Consider the following 13,494-nt stretch of genomic DNA (forward strand, 5'->3'; position numbering starts at 1 on the left):
TGTGGGAGAGGGTTAGGGTGAGGGGGAAACTACGGCGCTGAGTCAGGACGTAACTTCCCCTCAAAATCCCGCCGCACAATTTCCAGCGCTTTCAACACCGTCTCAGGCGCAAGGTCATGATTTTCCAGCAGCATAATCAGATCGACGGCCAGTTTGACTTCGTCGGGTGCGTTTTCCAGCGACATGTTTAGCTCCATTTAGCGGGTCATACGCGCAATCACGCGCTCTATCTCATCCAGCGCCTGACGGCAGCGGGTGAGTCGTCCTTCCAGGGCGGAAATTTCCCGCATCAAACGCTGCTGCTCTTCCAGGGTTTCGCTCCCTTTGAGCTGCTGTTCGCGCTCGTTTTTCATCGCGTACAGGCGACGTTCAAAATCCTGATGCTCCAGCCGTTTGCGCTGCCATTTCGCGGCACCGGGCGAGGGCGTGTCCCACGCGCGCAGCGGCCAGGCGGTCATCTCCCGGTGCAGGGCGGTGATCTGCTCTACCAGATGTTCCGCCAGCCACGCCACCTGCTCGGTTTGCTGGCTCTCGACGGCGTGACGAAGCTCATCAAGGTTATGCTGGGCTTCATCAAGATAATCTTTTATCAGCGTACTGCGGGTACGAAACAACTGCCGGTCAAAGCGTGGCTTCAGCGTCGCATGCTGCAACAGAGGTGATGCCTGCGCGCGCAGGGCGATCAACTGATTTTGCAGAGTCTCTAAAAGCAAGGCTGTTTTCAATACGCTCTCCAGTGGTAAAGTAGCCGTTCAGTTTGATAACGATTCGCATTATGAAGCGTACTATTTTAATCATCATTGGCTGGCTCGCGGTAGTGCTGGGTACGCTTGGCGTGGTTTTGCCGCTGCTGCCCACCACGCCCTTTATTCTGCTGGCGGCCTGGTGCTTTGCCCGCTCATCGCCGCGTTTTCACCAGTGGCTGCTTTATCGCTCCTGGTTTGGCGGCTATCTGCGCCACTGGCAACAATACCGGGCGATGCCGCCCGGCGCAAAGCCTCGCGCGATTGCGGTGATCCTCGTGACCTTCGCCATTTCATTATGGCTGGTGAAGATGATGTGGGTGCGTATCCTGCTGCTGGTGATCCTCTCCTGTCTGCTTTTCTTCATGTGGCGAATCCCCGTCGTTGATGAAAAGCAACAAAAGCACTGATGGGCAATGATGGCTGTTGCAATTATCCCCCGCAGCCAGTAAATTCGACCGTTTTCGAGCACAGGTGCGCCTGGTCAAAAGTTAATCAATTGTTACTTTGACCACATGTTATGCGCGCCGTGAGTAACACCGTTTTTAACCAGGCATACATTTATGACCGCGACTGCGCAGCAGCTTGAATTTCTGAAAAACAGCATCAAAAGCATCCAGGACTATCCAAAACCTGGCATTCTTTTCCGTGATGTCACCAGCTTGCTGGAAGACCCGAAAGCGTACGCACTCAGCATTGAACTGCTGGTTCAGCGCTATAAAAACGCCGGGATCACCAAAGTAGTAGGCACGGAAGCGCGTGGCTTCCTGTTCGGCGCACCGGTTGCGCTGGCGATGGGCGTGGGCTTTGTGCCGGTACGTAAACCGCGCAAACTGCCGCGTGAAACCATTGCCGAGAGCTATGAGCTGGAATACGGCACCGATCAGCTGGAAATTCACGTTGATGCCATCAAACCGGGCGACAAAGTGCTGGTGGTGGACGATCTGCTGGCGACCGGCGGTACGATTGAAGCGACCGTGAAGCTGATCCGTCGTCTGGGTGGAGAAGTGACCGACGCGGCCTTCATCATCAATCTGTTCGATCTCGGCGGCGAACAGCGCCTGGAAAAACAGGGTATCACCAGCTACAGCCTGGTCCCTTTCCCGGGTCATTAATCCCTCTTCCCGCAACCTCGCCCAATGGGTGAGGTTGTGTTAGCATTACCCCCCTGAATATCCACCTTCCAGCGTTGCAGAGCCTGCCCATGAGTTATCAGGTGTTAGCCCGAAAGTGGCGACCCCAAACCTTCGCTGACGTCGTCGGCCAGGAACATGTGCTGACCGCCCTGGCGAACGGTTTATCGCTAGGACGCATCCATCACGCGTATCTTTTCTCCGGCACGCGCGGCGTCGGTAAAACCTCTATTGCCCGTTTGCTGGCTAAAGGCCTGAACTGCGAAACCGGGATCACCGCCACGCCATGCGGCGTCTGTGATAACTGCCGGGAAATCGAGCAGGGGCGTTTTGTCGATCTGATCGAAATCGATGCCGCCTCGCGCACTAAGGTCGAAGATACCCGCGATCTGCTGGATAACGTGCAGTACGCCCCGGCGCGTGGCCGCTTCAAGGTCTATCTGATCGATGAAGTCCACATGCTGTCGCGCCACAGTTTTAACGCCCTGCTGAAAACGCTGGAAGAGCCGCCATCGCACGTCAAATTCCTGCTGGCGACCACCGATCCGCAAAAGCTGCCGGTGACGATCCTGTCGCGCTGTCTGCAGTTCCATCTGAAGGCGCTGGACGTCGATCAGATCCGCACTCAGCTCGAACACATTCTTGATGAAGAGAAGATCGCCCACGAACCGCGCGCCCTGCAGCTGCTGGCGCGTGCGGCGGACGGCAGTCTGCGTGACGCTTTAAGCCTGACGGATCAGGCCATCGCCAGCGGTGACGGCCAGCTGTCGACCGAGGCGGTGAGCACCATGCTCGGCACCCTCGACGACGATCAGGCCCTGTCGCTGATTGAAGCCATTATTGAAGCCAACGGCGAACGCGCCATGTCGCTGGTGAACGTCGCGGCCTCCCGCGGCGTGGAGTGGGAAGCGCTGCTGGTCGAAATGCTGGCCCTGCTGCACCGCGTGGCGATGCTCCAGCTCTCCCCATCTGCCATTGGCGCAGACATGGCGATGATCGAACAGCGCATGCGTGAACTTGCGCGCACCGTTCCACCGGCTGATGTGCAGCTCTATTACCAGACGCTGCTGATTGGCCGCAAAGAATTGCCGTTCGCACCGGATCGTCGGATGGGCGTCGAAATGACGCTTCTGCGCGCGCTGGCGTTCCATCCCCGGATGCCGCTGCCCGAGCCTGAAGTGCCGCGCCAGTCCTATGCCCCTGTCGCACCGACCGCGGTGATGACGCCTACGGCGATGCCGCAGCACGCTGCGCCACCGCCTGGGCCGGACGTCCCGCTGCCGGATGCCACCAGTTCGGTGCTCGCCGCGCGCAGTCAGCTACAGCGTGCGCAGGGAGCAACCAAACCAAAAAAGAGTGAACCGGCAGCGCCAGGAAGAGCGCGGCCGGTTAACAACGCCGCACTCGAACGACTGGCATCGGTAACGGAGCGCGTACAGTCGCGCCCGTCGCCGTCGGCGCTCGAACAGAAAGCCCCGGCGAAGAAAGAGGCTTACCGCTGGAAGTCGACCAACACCGCCGAAGAAGTGAAGGTGGAAGTGGCGACGCCGAAAGCGCTGAAAAAGGCGCTGGAGCACGATAAAACGCCGGAGCTTTCTGCGAAGCTCGCAGCAGAATCCCTCGAGCGTGACGCCTGGGCCGCTGAAGTCAGCCAGTTAAAGCTGCCGAAACTGGTCGAGCAGGTCGCGCTCAACGCCTGGAAAGAGCAGGACGGAAATCAGATCCGCCTGCATCTGCGCCCGGGTCAGCGTCATCTGAATTCCGCCAGCGCCCAACAGGTGCTGACGGAGGCGCTCTCCACATTACAGGGCGCGCCGGTTGAATTGACTATCATTGAAGATGATAATCCGGCGATGCGTACGCCGCTGGAGTGGCGTCAGGCAATTTATGAAGAGAAGCTCGCGCAGGCGCGCGAGTCGATTATTGCGGATAACAACATTCAGACCCTGCGCCGGTTCTTCGACGCCGATCTGGATGAAGAGAGTATCCGTCCCATTTGACCGTGAGTCTGACTCACAGTCGTTGTCCTTAACGTGACTACTTAAGAGAGAAGCCTATGTTTGGTGGTAAAGGCGGTCTGGGTAACCTGATGAAACAGGCCCAGCAGATGCAAGACAAAATGCAGAAAATGCAGGAAGAGATCGCACAGCTGGAAGTCACTGGCGAATCTGGTGCAGGTCTGGTCAAAGTGACCATCAACGGCGCGCATAACTGCCGTCGCGTGGAAATTGACCCAAGCCTGCTCGAAGACGACAAAGATATGCTGGAAGATCTGGTTGCCGCTGCGTTTAACGATGCTGCGCGCCGTATCGACGAAACCCAGAAAGAGAAAATGGCCTCTGTCTCCTCCGGGATGCAGCTGCCGCCAGGCTTTAAGATGCCGTTCTGATGCAAACCAGTCCGCTGCTCACGCAGTTAATGGAAGCGCTGCGCTGCCTGCCGGGCGTTGGCCCGAAGTCAGCCCAGCGCATGGCGTTTACGCTGTTACAGCGCGACCGCAGCGGCGGGATGCGCCTGGCGCAGGCACTGACCCGCGCCATGTCAGAAATCGGTCACTGTGAGGATTGCCGCACTTTTACCGAGCAGGACGTGTGTAACATCTGTTCGAATCCGCGTCGTCAGGAAAACGGTCAGATTTGCGTGGTGGAGAGTCCGGCGGACATCTACGCCATTGAGCAAACCGGGCAGTTTTCGGGCCGCTATTTCGTACTGATGGGCCATCTCTCTCCGCTGGATGGAATTGGCCCGGACGATATCGGTCTCGATCGCCTCGAGCAGCGTCTGGAGTCCGAGACGTTGACCGAAGTGATCCTCGCCACCAACCCGACGGTGGAAGGCGAAGCGACCGCGAACTACATCGGTGAACTGTGCGCGCAGTACGGCGTACAGGCGAGCCGCATCGCCCACGGCGTACCGGTCGGCGGCGAGCTGGAAATGGTCGACGGCACCACGCTGTCACACTCTCTGGCTGGACGCCACAAGCTTATTTTCTGACCAAACGGAGGCTGCAATCGTGGCCTCCGCTTGAAATTCTCTCCCGCTATCCCCATCTCACTCTCAACGTGTTCAAACCCCATTAAATGGCATTGTTGAGGTCGATCTAGATGAAAGGACAAGAAACCCGTGGTTTCCAGTCAGAAGTAAAACAGCTTCTGCACCTGATGATCCATTCCCTGTATTCCAATAAAGAAATCTTCCTGCGTGAGCTTATCTCCAACGCCTCGGATGCGGCGGACAAACTGCGTTTTCGCGCGCTGTCCAACCCGGATCTGTATGAAGGCGACGGTGAGCTGCGCGTGCGCGTCTCTTTTGACAAAGACAACCGCACCCTGACCATTGCCGATAACGGCATTGGTATGAACCGCGACGAGGTGATCGATCACCTCGGGACCATCGCGAAGTCCGGCACCAAATCCTTCCTCGAATCCATGGGCTCCGATCAGGCGAAAGACAGCCAGCTGATCGGCCAGTTCGGCGTAGGCTTCTACTCGGCCTTTATCGTGGCCGACAAAGTCACCGTACGCACCCGTGCGGCGGGCGACAGCGCGGAAAACGGCGTGTTCTGGGAGTCCCACGGTGAAGGTGAATACACCGTGGATGACATCACCAAAGCCGATCGCGGGACCGAGATCACCCTGCACCTGCGCGAAGGCGAAGACGATTTCCTGAATGACTGGCGCGTGCGCTCCATCATCAGCAAATACTCCGACCACATCGCCCTGCCAGTTGAAATTGAGAAAACCGAAGAAGTCGACGGTGAAACCGTGGTCTCCTGGGAGAAAATCAACAAGGCGCAGGCCCTGTGGACGCGTAACAAGTCTGAAATCAAAGACGACGAATACAACGAATTCTACAAGCACATCGCCCACGACTTTACCGATCCGTTGACCTGGAGCCACAACCGCGTGGAAGGGAAGCAGGAGTACACCAGCCTGCTGTACATCCCGGCCCAGGCGCCGTGGGACATGTGGAACCGCGATCATAAGCACGGTCTGAAGCTGTACGTGCAGCGCGTGTTCATCATGGACGATGCCGAGCAGTTCATGCCGAACTACCTGCGCTTCGTGCGTGGCCTGATAGATTCTAACGATCTGCCGCTGAATGTCTCCCGCGAAATCCTGCAGGACAGCACCGTCACGCGCAACCTGCGTAACGCCCTGACCAAGCGCTCCCTGCAGATGCTGGAGAAACTGGCGAAAGACGATGCTGAGAAATATCAGACCTTCTGGAAACAGTTTGGCCTGGTGCTGAAAGAGGGCCCGGCGGAAGATTCTTCAAACGTGGAAGCGATCGCTAAACTGCTGCGCTTCGCCTCGACGCACACCGACTCTTCCGAGCAGACCGTGTCTCTCGAAGAGTACGTGTCCCGTATGAAAGAAGGGCAGGAGAAGATCTACTACATCACCGCCGACAGCTATGCTGCCGCGAAGAGCAGCCCGCATCTGGAGCTGCTGCGTAAGAAAGGCATCGAAGTGCTGCTGCTTTCCGATCGCATCGATGAGTGGATGATGAACTACCTGACCGAATTCGACGGTAAATCTTTCCAGTCCGTGGCTAAAGCTGACGAGTCTATCGACAAGCTGGCTGACGAAGTGGACGAAACGGCAAAAGAAGCAGAAAAAGCGCTGGAGCCCTTCGTTGAGCGCGTGAAAACCCTGCTGGGCGATCGCGTGAAAGAGGTGCGCTTCACGCACCGTCTGACCGACACCCCGGCGATTGTCACCACCGACGCGGACGAAATGGGCACCCAGATGGCGAAACTGTTTGCCGCTGCCGGCCAGGCCATTCCGGAAGTGAAGTACATCTTTGAACTGAACCCGGATCACCCGCTGGTGAAACGCGCGGCGGACACTCAGGACGAAACCCAGTTTAACGAGTGGGTTGAGCTGCTGCTGGATCAGTCCCTGCTGGCCGAGCGCGGCACGCTGGAAGATCCGAACCTGTTCATCAAACGTGTGAATGCGCTGTTGATGGCGTAATCACCCGGCCTCCCCTGGTCTTCTCCCTCTCCCGTGGGAGAGGGCCGGGGTGAGGGCACCAGACCCCACTATCCCAAATAATCTCCCCCGTTAACCGTTTCAGCCGTCCCGCCTTCCTTGAGCGATACCCGTTCTGATGGTATTGTTTAGCGCTTTTTGAAATATTGAACCAACTTTTGAGGGGATTTTCGCAATGCGTATTATTCTGCTTGGCGCTCCGGGCGCGGGTAAAGGAACTCAGGCTCAGTTCATCATGGAGAAATACGGTATTCCGCAAATCTCTACGGGTGACATGCTGCGTGCCGCTGTTAAATCTGGCTCTGAGCTGGGTAAACAAGCGAAAGACATCATGGACGCAGGCAAACTGGTGACTGACGAACTGGTTATCGCGCTGGTAAAAGAACGCATCACTCAGGAAGATTGCCGCAACGGTTTCCTGCTGGACGGCTTCCCGCGTACCATTCCGCAGGCTGACGCCATGAAAGAAGCGGGTATCAACGTTGACTACGTTCTGGAATTCGACGTACCTGACGAACTGATCGTTGACCGTATCATCGGTCGTCGCGTACACGCTGCTTCTGGCCGCGTTTACCACATCAAATTCAATCCACCAAAAGTGGAAGGCAAAGACGACGTGACCGGCGAAGAGCTGACCACGCGTAAAGACGATCAGGAAGAGACCGTGCGTAAACGCCTGGTGGAATACCATCAGATGACCGCGCCACTGATCGGCTACTACTCGAAAGAAGCGCAGTCTGGCAACACCAAATACGCAAAAGTTGACGGCACCAAAGCTGTCGCTGACGTGCGCGCAGAGCTGGAAAAAATCCTCGGCTAATGTGTGGCACGTGTTTTATCCGGCCTTCAAAGCATTTTGTAGGCCGGATAAGCGAAGCGCCATCCGGCACCCCAACCCCCACCTATTTCTGCAATCTGTTCCGTTTCCCCGCTTTTCAGTTACAATCATTAGCTATTCAAATGGTTAAGAGGCGTGAATGAGTCAGGCGAAAACCGGCATCCTGCTTGCCAATCTGGGCACTCCAGAAGCACCAACCCCTGCGGCAGTGAAACGTTACCTGCGACAGTTTTTAAGCGACTCCCGCGTCGTGGATACCCCGAGATTGCTGTGGTGGCCGCTGCTGCGCGGTGTCATTCTGCCGATTCGTTCCCCCCGCGTGGCGAAACTCTACCAGTCCGTGTGGATGGAAGAGGGATCGCCGCTGATGGTCTACAGCCGTCGTCAGGAAAAAGCGCTGGCCGCCCGTTTACCGGATATGCCCGTCGCACTCGGAATGAGCTACGGCAAACCGTCGCTCGAGAGCGCGGTCGATGCGCTGCTCGCGCAGGACGTGGACCACATCGTAGTGCTGGCCCTTTACCCGCAATACTCCTGCTCGACGGTCGCTGCCGTCTGGGACGAACTGGCGCGCATTCTGGCGACGCGTCGCCGTATTCCGGGCGTGACCTTTATTCGTGACTATGCCGAAGACGAACTCTACATCTCCGCGCTGGTGAGCAGCGCGCGCGCCTCGTTTGCTAAACACGGCGAGCCGGATCTGCTCCTGCTCTCATATCACGGCATCCCGCAGCGTTACGCCGATGAAGGCGATGATTATCCGCAGCGCTGTCGCGACACTACTCGCGAGTTGGTTTCTGCCCTCGGCTTGCCGCCGGAGAAAGTGATGATGACCTTCCAGTCGCGCTTTGGCCGTGAACCCTGGCTGACGCCGTACACCGATGAAACCCTCAAGATGCTCGGCGAGAAGGGGGTGAAGCATGTTCAGGTGATGTCGCCGGGCTTCTCGGCGGACTGCCTTGAAACCCTGGAAGAGATCGCGGTGCAAAACCGGGAGTTCTTCCTCGAGGCGGGGGGAGAAAAGTATGAGTATATTCCGGCACTTAACGACTCGCCGGAGCATATCGAGATGATGGCGGCGCTGGTGACTGCAAGCCGCTAATCGCGCAGTGGGCCGGGTTTGTGCTACCATTTCCGGCCCAATAGTCACTCGCAGCCCTCAACATGAAATTTCCCGGTAAACGCAAATCAAAGCATTATTTCCCTGTCAACGCCCGCGATCCGCTGCTGCAACAAATTCAGCCGGTCAATGAAACCAACGCTGCGTGGGTGGTCGGCATCGACCAGACGCTGGTGGATATCGAAGCAAAAGTGGATGATGCGTTTGTCGCACGTTATGGGCTTAGTTCCGGGCATTCGCTGGTTATCGAAGACGATGTCGCCGAAGCGCTGTATCAGGAACTGGTGCGCGAAAACCTGATCACCCATCAGTTTGCGGGTGGCACTATCGGGAACACCATGCACAACTATTCGGTGCTCGCCGATGACCGCTCCGTGTTACTGGGCGTGATGTGCCGCAATATCGAAATCGGTGGCTACGCCTACCGTTACCTCTGCAACACCTCCAGCCGTACCGATCTGAACTACCTGCAGGGCGTCGACGGCGCGATTGGCCGCTGCTTTACGCTGATCAGCGACTCCGGCGAGCGCACCTTTGCCATCAGCCCTGGGCACATGAACAAGCTGCGCGCCGAGAGTATTCCGGAAGAGGTGATTGCCGGGGCATCCGCGCTGGTGCTGACTTCCTATCTGGTGCGCTGCAAGCCCGGCGAACCGATGCCCGAAGCGACCATGAAGGCGGTGGAGTACGCGAAGAAATACAACGTGCCGGTAGTGCTGACGCTGGGCACGAAGTTTGTCATCGCTGACAACCCGGAGTGGTGGCAGGCGTTCCTGAAAGAGCACGTCTCGATTCTGGCGATGAACGAAGAAGAAGCTGAAGCCCTGACAGAGGAAAGCGATCCGCTGCTGGCGTCCAACAAAGCGCTGGACTGGGTGGACCTGGTACTCTGTACCGCCGGACCGATTGGCCTGTTCATGGCCGGATTCACCGAAGAAGAGAACAAACGAAAAACTCAGCATCCGCTGCTGCCGGGTGCGATTGCCGAGTTCAACCAGTACGAATTCAGCCGCGCGATGCGTCATAAAGATTGCGTGAATCCGCTGCGGATTTTCTCCCACATTGCCCCGTACATGGGCGGTCCGGAGAAGATCATGAACACCAACGGCGCGGGCGACGGTGCGCTGGCCGCTCTGCTGCACGACATTACCGCCAACGCCTATCACCGGACCAACGTGCCGAACTCCAGCAAACATCAGCTCAGCTGGCTGACCTATTCGTCGCTGGCGCAGGTGTGTAAGTACGCGAACCGTGTGAGCTATCAGGTGCTGAATCAGCATTCCCCGCGCTTAACGCGTGGCCTGCCGGAGCGGGAAGACAGTCTGGAAGAGTCGTACTGGGATCGGTGAGGAATGCTCCCCGGTGGCGCTAGGCTAACCGGGGCTACAAAGTAGGCCTGCTAAGCGTAGCGCCAGCAGGCTTTTTTTAACCCGTCACTGCCTCTTCAATCGGCGGCTTTTCAATCAGCGTAATCATGGTATTCGCAATCTCGCGCTCGCCCATCACCACCTGATTCGCCCCGCGTTCGGTAATGTATTCCACTTCGTCGTCATAATGCGCGCGGGCAATGATCTCAATGCTCGGGCACTTCTCACGCGCGGTGGTCACGATTTCACCCGCCTCGTAACCGTTCGGGATGGTCAGCAGCAGCCAGCGCGCACAGTCCAGATGCGCCAGATTCATGATCTCTTCGTTCGCCGCATTGCCCAGCACTGCGCGGATCCCGCGGGCGCGGAGCTCATCCACCCGGGTGCGTGAGGTTTCAATCACCACCAGCGGAATCCCCTGAGCCATCAGCTTCTCGCCGAGCAGGCTCCCCACGCGGCCAAAGCCGACCAGCAGGGCGTGGTTACAAATATCCACCGGGATCTGCTTCTCTTCTTCGATAGCTTCTTCCAGGGTCTGTTCTTCCAGCGTTTCGGTTTTATCGAGGTATTTTTCGAGCACCGCAAACAGTACCGGGTTAAGCATGATGGAGAGGATCGCCCCCGCCAGCACCAGATTCTGCCCGGCCTGCGGCAGCAGGTTCAGCGCCATGCCAAGGCTTGCGAGGATAAAGGCAAATTCACCAATCTGTGCAAGGCTGGCGGCGATGGTCAGCGCCGTGCGCGGCGAGTGGCCGAACAAACGTACCAAACCAAATGCCACTACGGATTTACCGAAGATAATAATCGCCAGCGTCCCGAGCACGGCCAGCGGCTGTTCGATCAGGATTAACGGATCGAACAGCATACCGACGGAGACGAAGAACAGGACCGCGAACGCATCGCGCAGCGGCAAGGTATCGTGCGCCGCGCGGTGGCTCAGCTCAGATTCGTTCAGCACCATCCCGGCGAAGAATGCACCCAGCGCAAAGGAGACGTCAAACAGCTCAACAGCGCCGAAGGCGATACCCAGCGCCAGGGCCAGCACCGACAGGGTAAACAGCTCGCGAGAGCCGGTGGCGGCGCTGCGTGAGAGGATCCACGGCACCAGGCGGCGGCCCACCACCATCATAATGGCGATAAAGGCGATCACTTTGCCGATGGTAATGCTCATATCCAGCGCCAGCGAGGCAAAGCCGACGTTGTCTTTTTCCACCATCCCGGCGACGGCAGGCAACAGGACCAGCGTCAGGACCATCACCAGATCTTCAACAATCAGCCAGCCGATGGCGATCTGCCCGCGCTGGCTGTCTATCAGCTGTCTCTCCTCAAGCGCGCGCAGCAGCACCACGGTACTGGCGGTTGAGAGACACAGCCCGAATACAATACCGGTCATCAGCGACCAGCCAAGCAAAGCGGAAAGCGCCATCCCCAGCAACGTCGCCACGCCTATCTGGGCGATCGCGCCGGGTATGGCGATATGCTTTACCGCCATCAGATCCTTCAAGGAAAAGTGCAGACCGACGCCAAACATCAGCAGAATCACGCCTAATTCCGCCAGTTCAGGAGCCAGTTTGGTATCCGCCACAAAACCTGGCGTAAACGGACCCGCCAGCACACCCGCTAATAAATAGCCCACGAGAGGAGAAATACGTAATTTGTTGGCGATCATGCCAAGGATAAAGGCGAGCACAAGTCCACCTACAATGGTGGTGATAAGCGGTGTGGCGTGATGCATTCCGTCTCCTTTCGTCGTGAGGTGTTCCATTTTTGGCGTAAAAACCAAAAAGCCGATTAATAGTTTATGACAATTTCGGCCATTATGTTTATGAATAATTGTTGAAATTTGAATAAAACAGCAATAAGCGTTAAAAAAAGCAGATTAGGACAAATTACCGGAGGGATGAAGAGGAAAGCCTTATGGCACTAGGAGAGAGATGCGGCCAAAGTTTACTTTGACCGCAGGGAAACTACGCCTTATGGCGGTAATCAGGCAGGAATATGGTCAGTATCCCCAGAAGTGGCAGGAAAGCACAGATTTTATAGACCAGGAAAATGCTGGTGTGGTCCGCGACCAGCCCCAGCACAGCCGCTCCAAGGCCTCCCATCCCAAACGCAAAGCCGAAAAACAGCCCGGAAACCATACCAATTCGGCCCGGCATCAGCTCCTGGGCATACACCAGGATGGCTGAAAACGCGGAGGCGAGGATAAAGCCAATGATCACGGTTAAAATCCCCGTCCATTCAAGGCTTGCGTAGGGTAAAACAAGCGTAAAGGGCGCAACGCCGAGGATAGAGCCCCAAATCACATATTTACGACCAATTTTATCGCCAACAGGGCCGCCAATGACGGTTCCCGCTGCCACCGCGAACAGGAAGGCAAACAGGTGGAACTGGGCGTTTTGTACCGATAATCCGAATTTTTCCATCAGATAAAAGGTGTAATAGCTGCTGATGCTCGCCATATAGAAGTATTTCGAGAAAATCAGCACTAACAGGATGCCCACGGCCAGGATCACCTTATCGCGCGGCAGCGGATTGATAATCGCTGCTTTAGGTTTGCCCTTGTTTACACGATGCTGCGCCGCATACCAGCGGCTGATTTGAATCAGCACCACGATAGCCAGCAGCGCTGCCAGGACGAACCACGCAACGTTACCTTTTCCGTAAGGCGCAATGATGACAGCGGCCAGTAGCGGACCGAGGGAGCTGCCGAAGTTACCGCCAACCTGGAACAACGACTGCGCCAGACCGTGACGCCCGCCGGAGGCCATACGTGCCACGCGTGACGACTCAGGGTGGAACACCGACGAACCGGTCCCGACCAGCGCGGCGGCGATAAGCACCATCTCAAAGCTTCCCGCCAGCGCCAGCAGTACCAGGCCGCTCAGAGTGAAGCACATGCCGATGGGCAGCGACCAGGGCATCGGATACTTATCCGTCCAGTAACCGACGACCGGCTGGAGCAGGGACGACGCCATCTGGAAGGTCAGGGTGATCATCCCGATCTGTACGAAGGTTAATGAGAATTCTGACTGCAGCAGGGGATAGATCGCCAGAATCAGCGACTGAATCATATCATTAAGCAGATGCGACAGACTGATGGCGCCTAAAATACCAAATGCCGTGCGCGATTTTGGCTCAGACGCCGGGGTGCCCGTAACAGGCGGAGTTGATTCACTGATTGCCATAAATACCACGTCTTTTGTTAAGAGAAGTGCAGGGTGTCATTATTATCCCGCTAACATACCTGTGTGTGAGTTTTGAAGAAAGTCGCATTTCTGAAAACATATTTGTCT

General features: G+C 57.0%; 13 protein-coding genes and 1 other annotated feature. Of the genes, 9 read left to right on the forward strand and 4 right to left on the reverse strand.

Annotated elements, in window-relative coordinates; all coding sequences use genetic code 11:
• Positions 1 to 29: 29 nt before the first annotated feature.
• Together rsmS and priC are read right to left on the reverse strand one after the other, a co-directional pair.
• Complete coding sequence (gene rsmS, locus U9O48_RS05540; protein ID WP_285145185.1) at positions 30 to 185, reverse strand: pleiotropic regulatory protein RsmS; 156 nt, start codon at positions 183 to 185, stop codon at positions 30 to 32.
• A gap of 12 nt (positions 186 to 197) precedes the next feature.
• A complete protein-coding gene (priC, locus tag U9O48_RS05545; protein WP_282492590.1) occupies positions 198 to 725 on the reverse strand; it encodes a primosomal replication protein N'' in 528 nt (175 codons plus the stop codon).
• Between the two features lie 50 nt (positions 726 to 775).
• Between priC and U9O48_RS05550 the strand changes: the two genes are divergently transcribed.
• From U9O48_RS05550 to U9O48_RS05590, 9 genes are all read left to right on the forward strand, one after another.
• Positions 776 to 1,153, forward strand: a complete 378-nt coding sequence (locus U9O48_RS05550) for a DUF454 family protein (protein ID WP_100777368.1) — start codon at positions 776 to 778, stop codon at positions 1,151 to 1,153.
• A 153-nt stretch (positions 1,154 to 1,306) separates the two neighbouring features.
• Positions 1,307 to 1,858, forward strand: a complete 552-nt coding sequence (apt, locus tag U9O48_RS05555; RefSeq protein WP_285158294.1) for an adenine phosphoribosyltransferase — start codon at positions 1,307 to 1,309, stop codon at positions 1,856 to 1,858.
• A gap of 89 nt (positions 1,859 to 1,947) precedes the next feature.
• Positions 1,948 to 3,876 carry a DNA polymerase III subunit gamma/tau gene (gene dnaX / locus U9O48_RS05560; protein WP_282492588.1) on the forward strand — a complete coding sequence of 643 codons (1,929 nt, stop codon included), beginning with the start codon at positions 1,948 to 1,950 and terminating at the stop codon, positions 3,874 to 3,876.
• Positions 3,206 to 3,270 (forward strand) — a sequence feature (DnaX frameshifting element). Its footprint overlaps the gene before it by 65 nt.
• Before the next feature lie 56 nt (positions 3,877 to 3,932).
• The gene (locus U9O48_RS05565; RefSeq protein WP_052283815.1) at positions 3,933 to 4,265 is read left to right on the forward strand and encodes a YbaB/EbfC family nucleoid-associated protein; all 333 of its coding nucleotides are present in this window, start codon (positions 3,933 to 3,935) and stop codon (positions 4,263 to 4,265) included.
• The gene (gene recR / locus U9O48_RS05570; RefSeq protein WP_282492587.1) at positions 4,265 to 4,870 is read left to right on the forward strand and encodes a recombination mediator RecR; all 606 of its coding nucleotides are present in this window, start codon (positions 4,265 to 4,267) and stop codon (positions 4,868 to 4,870) included. Before U9O48_RS05565 ends, recR begins: the two co-directional genes overlap by 1 nt.
• A gap of 110 nt (positions 4,871 to 4,980) precedes the next feature.
• The gene (htpG, locus tag U9O48_RS05575) at positions 4,981 to 6,855 is read left to right on the forward strand and encodes a molecular chaperone HtpG (protein WP_282492586.1); all 1,875 of its coding nucleotides are present in this window, start codon (positions 4,981 to 4,983) and stop codon (positions 6,853 to 6,855) included.
• Positions 6,856 to 7,048: 193 nt separating this feature from the next.
• The gene (gene adk, locus U9O48_RS05580) at positions 7,049 to 7,693 is read left to right on the forward strand and encodes an adenylate kinase (RefSeq protein WP_100777364.1); all 645 of its coding nucleotides are present in this window, start codon (positions 7,049 to 7,051) and stop codon (positions 7,691 to 7,693) included.
• Positions 7,694 to 7,850: 157 nt separating this feature from the next.
• Positions 7,851 to 8,813 carry a ferrochelatase gene (hemH, locus tag U9O48_RS05585; protein ID WP_285145182.1) on the forward strand — a complete coding sequence of 321 codons (963 nt, stop codon included), beginning with the start codon at positions 7,851 to 7,853 and terminating at the stop codon, positions 8,811 to 8,813.
• A gap of 62 nt (positions 8,814 to 8,875) precedes the next feature.
• Entirely contained in the window at positions 8,876 to 10,180 is a 1,305-nt protein-coding gene (locus tag U9O48_RS05590) for an inosine/guanosine kinase (protein ID WP_285145181.1), read from the forward strand.
• A gap of 76 nt (positions 10,181 to 10,256) precedes the next feature.
• On the opposite strand, the gene ybaL is transcribed toward U9O48_RS05590, so the two are convergent.
• Both ybaL and U9O48_RS05600 read right to left on the reverse strand, forming a co-directional pair.
• On the reverse strand, positions 10,257 to 11,933 hold the full coding sequence (gene ybaL, locus U9O48_RS05595) for a YbaL family putative K(+) efflux transporter (RefSeq protein WP_282492583.1): 1,677 nt from the start codon (positions 11,931 to 11,933) through the stop codon (positions 10,257 to 10,259).
• A 232-nt stretch (positions 11,934 to 12,165) separates the two neighbouring features.
• Positions 12,166 to 13,386 (reverse strand): MFS transporter, encoded by a 1,221-nt coding sequence (locus tag U9O48_RS05600; RefSeq protein ID WP_324723761.1) that lies wholly within the window; start codon positions 13,384 to 13,386, stop codon positions 12,166 to 12,168.
• Between the last annotated feature and the right edge of the window lie 108 nt (positions 13,387 to 13,494).

This window comes from Lelliottia sp. JS-SCA-14, assembly GCF_035593345.1.
Lineage (GTDB): Bacteria > Pseudomonadota > Gammaproteobacteria > Enterobacterales > Enterobacteriaceae > Enterobacter > Enterobacter wanjuensis.